Origin of the sequence: Candidatus Symbiopectobacterium sp., from assembly GCF_020054415.1 — a bacterium.
Taxonomy (GTDB): Bacteria; Pseudomonadota; Gammaproteobacteria; order Enterobacterales; family Enterobacteriaceae; genus Symbiopectobacterium.
This window is the reverse complement of sequence record NZ_JAHWCO010000117.1, coordinates 1-5,227: the sequence shown is the minus strand read 5'-3', so window position 1 is coordinate 5,227 and position 5,227 is coordinate 1. Positions and strand designations below refer to the sequence as shown.

4 protein-coding genes and 2 pseudogenes are annotated in these 5,227 nt (G+C 49.6%); 1 reads left to right on the top strand and 5 read right to left on the bottom strand.

The window, feature by feature from the left end:
- Positions 1-429, bottom strand: a pseudogene (locus tag QZ506_RS03615) (IS5 family transposase); the annotation flags it as partial.
- Positions 430-452: 23 nt separating this feature from the next.
- Here QZ506_RS03615 and QZ506_RS03610 point away from each other — a divergent pair.
- The gene (locus QZ506_RS03610; RefSeq protein ID WP_291969123.1) at positions 453-605 is read left to right on the top strand and encodes a hypothetical protein; all 153 of its coding nucleotides are present in this window, start codon (positions 453-455) and stop codon (positions 603-605) included.
- Positions 606-918: 313 nt separating this feature from the next.
- Here QZ506_RS03610 and QZ506_RS03605 read toward each other — a convergent pair whose 3' ends face one another.
- The 4 genes and pseudogenes from QZ506_RS03605 to QZ506_RS03590 all read right to left on the bottom strand — a co-directional run.
- Positions 919-1,335 carry a flagellar protein FlhE gene (locus QZ506_RS03605; protein WP_291969121.1) on the bottom strand — a complete coding sequence of 139 codons (417 nt, stop codon included), beginning with the start codon at positions 1,333-1,335 and terminating at the stop codon, positions 919-921.
- Positions 1,335-3,413, bottom strand: coding sequence for a flagellar biosynthesis protein FlhA (gene flhA / locus QZ506_RS03600; protein WP_291969119.1), 2,079 nt, complete (start codon positions 3,411-3,413; stop codon positions 1,335-1,337). Before flhA ends, QZ506_RS03605 begins: the two co-directional genes overlap by 1 nt.
- Positions 3,406-4,563, bottom strand: a complete 1,158-nt coding sequence (gene flhB / locus QZ506_RS03595; RefSeq protein ID WP_291969117.1) for a flagellar biosynthesis protein FlhB — start codon at positions 4,561-4,563, stop codon at positions 3,406-3,408. The genes flhA and flhB overlap by 8 nt, the downstream gene beginning before the upstream one ends.
- 218 nt (positions 4,564-4,781) lie before the next feature.
- Positions 4,782-5,123, bottom strand: a pseudogene (locus QZ506_RS03590) (protein phosphatase CheZ); the annotation flags it as partial.
- Positions 5,124-5,227: the final 104 nt, after the last annotated feature.

The following is a 5,227-nucleotide window of genomic DNA, read 5'->3' as shown; positions in this document are numbered from 1 at the left end:
TGCGTCTGTCGGCACCATGCTGCCGGACTTTCCATTCGCCTTCTCCAAAGACCTTCAGGCCGGTTCCATCAATGACCAGATGTGAGATTTCACCACGGGTTGGCGTTTTTATGCTGATGTTCACTGTCTTTGCTCGCTTGCCGAGCAGCGAATAGTCTGGACAATGCAGCGACAATTTAATCAGTTCAAAAATCGAGTCAACAAAGCCCTGTAAAGCCCTCAATGAAAGGCCAAACACGCGTTTCATCATCAGGACTGTGGTGATGGCCATATCTGAGTAGTGGAGAGGTCGTCCACGCCGTTCAGTAGTGTTTTTTCCGTCCATGCAGAAATGGCTGATTTATCTAGCCATACGGTTAGAGAACCGCGCTGCTTGAGGGCCTTGTTATAAGAGGGCCAGTTGGTGATTTTAACATTTTGTTTCGCCATGGAGACCTGATTTTGAAACAACTGTGGTGATCTGCTCCGATGATTACCCAAAAGTTCTATTTATTCAACAAAGCCCCCTGAGATTCACCCTGCGGGCCAGCGCAGGCGCTGTTCAAAACGTAAACGTTTTATCCTGCAACTCGAATTATTTAGGGTACAGCAATGTGAAGAACTAGGCAGCCAGCGCACCCTGAAACGCGTCGCGACATAAATGTGTCTACGCGCTTTTTAAGTATATCAATCCGCTGTAAATCGATCGGAAATTGTTTTGAACGCAAAGGATGAAAAAAAGGGAGCCACGAGACGGCTCCCTGAAGGGGGCGGCAAACGTTAGCCTTCGTTGAGAATAAACTGTATTAGTCGCGACTAGATCTGACACTGGACCTTGAAAGGTTGAGAGTTACCGGTTTTGATATGGGTGCCTAATCCTTAAACAAAACGCGAGGTAACTCTCATGCTTCATATGTACTAGCTCAGACCTGATCTGAGCTAGTACACATAATTAACGGCGATTTCTACTCGCCGTATGTCTATTGGGCGATAAACACGCCCTTTGCCTTCTAGGAAATAGGTAAAACGAAACTCGCTGGTGGCTGGCAAACCACGAAAAGCCAGTGTCTGCCCACTTCCTCCCTCAATTTCAGCGCAGCGTTGTACTGTACACAGTTTAACGCGTAAGCCAGGGTCATATACCCCATCGATGGCATAGCGCCAATATACCACAGTGATCGAATTATCCGGTTTGACGCCTTGCAATGGCGCAGGAGCCAAAGGTGCAGAGTTGAACAGTTGACCACGATACGTCAACATCACCCCTGATGTGCTGGCGTTCCATCCCCCTTGTCCTGCAAAGACAGCAAGAGGTACAAGTGCCAATAACAAGACTGAGAGCCGTCTAACACTCATTATGCTTCTCCAATCATTGCCGTCATTCTTATCTGCCGACTGTCACTGATTTCAAGGTTGGATAACACCGCCATCTGCGGCAAACTACGATGTAAAAAGCGCGCAAGCAAACCACGTAATGCATGGTTTACCAACAGAACCGGAGGAGCCCCCAGCATTTCCTGCCGACTTAGCGCCTGCCTGGCTTGTGCTAAAAGTCTATCGGCAAGGCCCGGTTCCAATCCTCCACCACCTTGCAGCGCTTGCAATAAGATTCGCTCAAGGGAACTATCCAAACCGATCACTTGCAACTCCCCATCACCAGGGAACCATTGCTGAGTAATGGCCCGGCCCAAAGCAACGCGCACCACTGTCGTCAGCTCATAAGGATCTGGTTGTACAGGCGCGTGCTCAGCAAGTGTTTCAACAATAGTGCGCATATCGCGGATAGAGACTTTCTCTTTAAGCAGATTTTGCAACACCTTGTGCAAGGTGGTCAGCGTGACAACACCTGGGATCAAATCCTCAGTCAGCTTCTGCATTTCCTGCGTGACACGGTCCATCAGTTGCTGCGCTTCCTGGCGGCCAAACAGCTCACTCGCATAGAGCCCAATAAGATGGTTAAGATGTGTAACAACCACGGTGCTCGCTTCCACTACCGTATAGCCTTGCGTTTGCGCCTGCTCCTTCAACACCCCTTCAATCCACACAGAAGGCAAACCGAATGCCGGATCTTGCGTCTTGTCTCCCGGCAATTCGCCAAATGCATTTCCAGGGTTAATCGCCATCCAGCGACCGGGATACGCTTCGCCGTGTCCCACTTCAACCCCTTTCATCAAGATACGGTAACTTGCAGGGGGTAATTCCATATTGTCACGAATGTGCACCACTGGCGGCAGGAAGCCCATCTCTTGCGCGAATTTTTTGCGAATACTGCGAATTCGCCCCAGCAGTTCACCATCCTGCTGATGATCGACCATGGGTATCAGCCGGTAACCCACTTCCATTCCCAGCGGATCTTCCAACTGCACATCAGACCAGGTTGCTTCAATGACCTTGGGTTTCTCATATAACTGTTGTTCAACGCCAGCGACAGGCACAACGCCCTCACGTTTTTTCATCCACCAGGCCAATCCAAGTAGCGCTGCGGTGAAGAGCAAGAAGACAAAGTTAGGCATCCCCGGAACCAAGCCGATCAGTCCCAGCACCCCAGCGCTCAGAATCATCACTCGTGGATTATTGAACAGTTGCGTGACCATTTGCTGGCCAACGTCCTGATCTGTACTCACGCGGGTAACGATGACACCTGCCGCTGTCGAGATAACTAACGCGGGGATTTGCGCCACCAAACCATCACCGATGGTTAACAAGGTATAGCTTTCTGCTGCCTGGCCCATCGCCATATTGTGCTGCACAACCCCAACCAACAGCCCACCGACAATGTTGATCACCATAATGATCAAACCAGCGATAGCGTCTCCACGCACAAATTTACTGGCACCGTCCATTGAACCGTAAAAGTCGGCTTCCTGGGTAACTTCCGCACGACGCTTTTTTGCTTCATCTTCACCGATCAAACCGGCGTTTAAATCTGCATCAATTGCCATCTGTTTACCGGGCATCCCATCCAGGACAAAACGGGCCCCTACTTCAGCAATACGTCCGGCACCCTTGGTGATCACCATAAAGTTGATTAACACCAAAATAATGAATACCACGATACCGATAGCAAAATTGCCACCCACCAAAAAGTGACCGAACGCCTCTACTACACGTCCCGCTGCCGCTGTACCTGTATGACCTTCCAGCAAAATAATACGCGTCGATGCAACGTTCAGCGACAAACGCAACAATGTAGAGAACAACAAAATGGTTGGGAAGGCTGCGAAATCCAACGTGCGTTGCGTGAACATTGCGACCAATAACACCATGATGGAGAGTGCAATGTTGAAGGTAAAGAGCAGATCCAAAATGAAGGGAGGCAGCGGCAACACCATCATGGAAAGGATCAGAAGAATGAGGACTGGGCCCGCCAAAATTTGCCACTGGGTGTTTTTAAACGCTGTAGGTAGTCGCAGTAAAGAGGCCAAATCAGGCATCGGTATTCATCTCTTCAGGTGGTACAAAATCAAGCGCTTTCGGGACAGGAAGATCTTTGGGTTTACGCGGGATGAGTCCCCCCTCACGCCGCCAACGTCTTAGTTGGTAAACCCATGCCAATACTTCTGCCACGGCAGCATACAGTGTTGCTGGAATGTGTTCGCCAATTTCTGCATGGCGAAACAGAGCTCGCGCCAACGGCGGTGCCTCCAACACGGGAATGCGATGTTCGGCACCCAGCTCTCGAATACGCAGGGCAATTTCTCCTGCCCCCTTTGCCAAAACCCGAGGCGCACACATTTTTTTATCATCATATTGCAGGGCGACAGAATAGTGTGTCGGGTTGGTAACAATAACATCTGCCTTTGGCACATCGGCCATCATCCGTCGCTGGGCCAGCGCACGCTGCTGTTGACGTATCCGACCTTTCACATGCGGATCGCCTTCACTTTGCTTATGCTCATCGCGGATATCCTGTTTACTCATACGCAATTTTTTTAAATGGCTCCAAAGCTGCCAGAAAACGTCAAAAGCCACCATGGGAATAAGCCCCATGATGACAAAAAATGCGCATATTGCTACCAGCTCCAGCGCATCTCCTAACGCGGCAATAGGCGGTTCAAAGACCAGATGGAGCATCTTTGGCCAGTTATGTAACAAGAACCAGCCAGCAATTAATCCTACCAATATGGACTTGAGGATGGCTTTAAACAGCTCTGCCAACACTTGCGAAGAAAATATGCGCTTTAAGCCACTGATCGGGTTCAGCTTGGTCAGATCGAATTTAATGGAGCTGGGATTAAACAGCACTCCCCCCAGTAACATCGGGGCAGCAATCGCCACCAGTACAGCGCCAACCATTAAAGGAACCAACGCTGAAACACCCTGCATCAGCAATGACCCCAAATGGCGTAGTAGTAACTTGTCATCACTGACTAACCCAGGGTCAAAATGAAGCCCTTGCGCCACCATGCCATAAAGTTTCCGCGCCATCGAGCTGCCGCCAAACCATAAGAGTGCCAGCCCTGAAATCAGCATTAACAGCGACGTTAATTCGCGCGAACGCGGAATCTGGCCTTCTTCCCTCGCCTTTTCTTGTCGGTGGGGTGTGGGTGCCTCTGTTTTTTCCAGATCGCTATCTTCAGCCACAGCCGTGTTCCGATCGCATTCAGTCAGGTTAAGGAGTAACGCTTAGCATGACAAATGTCCGCAATCCTTATGGCTTGAACAACGAAACAAACCTATAGCTTATTCAGGGATAGGGTAATACCAATAGAAACACCGTGACTGATCCACAGATCAATCACGGTGCAAAAGAAGTGTGCATCAGTGGGAGGCTCTGCACTGCCGCACTCCCTCTGACTGCATTAGAAACCCAGGCTGTCGAGCAAGTCATCAACCTGATCCTGACTGGATACCACGCCTGCGGCGGTTTTATCCATCTGAGGACCGTTGAGCAAACTGTCATTTGGCCGTTTCTTCTCAGCCGATTGCTCTGGCATGTTTTCCAACAACACCATCAGCAATTGTTTTTCGATTTCCTGAATTACCGTCATCATGCGTTTGATAACCTGACCGGTAAGATCCTGGAAATCTTGCGCCATCATGATTTCCATCAGTTGCGCATTGGTGAAAGAGGTGTGCTGCGGTACGTCATTCAAATAATTACGTATATTAGTCGCGACTAGATCTGACACTGGACCTTGAAAGGTTGAGAGTTACCGGTTTTGATATGGGTGCCTAATCCTTAAACAAAACGCGAGGTAACTCTCATGCTTCATACTAACAATCCCATTATCAAACACAAAGCCGG